We start from the raw sequence: 208 nt of genomic DNA on the forward strand, positions 1-208 counted from the left end.
TGGTGCGCGGTCAAAAGAAAATCAGCTTGATGTGCATGCATCGTCTGGGCAAAAAAACGGTAGCGCATTGTCCGCGCGGCATCCTCAATCCCGGTTTGCGGATGTTCTTTGATCGGCCAGTGTCTGACTGCCAGCTTTAATTGATGCTTTTGACAGTAGCTTTTTAAAAAAGCCTCCTCTTGCTGGCTCTGTTTGCGTAATTCATGGT

At 48.1% G+C, this 208-nt stretch carries 1 protein-coding gene; it reads right to left on the bottom strand.

Translation table 11 applies throughout. The features are described from left to right. Positions 1-208: ATP-binding protein (locus tag LI126_RS15600; RefSeq protein ID WP_227165799.1), on the bottom strand; the 208-nt coding region annotated here is incomplete at both ends.

Origin of the sequence: Mediterraneibacter sp. 210702-DFI.5.30, from assembly GCF_020560115.1 — a bacterium.
GTDB classification, from domain to species: domain Bacteria; phylum Bacillota; class Clostridia; order Lachnospirales; family Lachnospiraceae; genus Mediterraneibacter; species Mediterraneibacter faecis.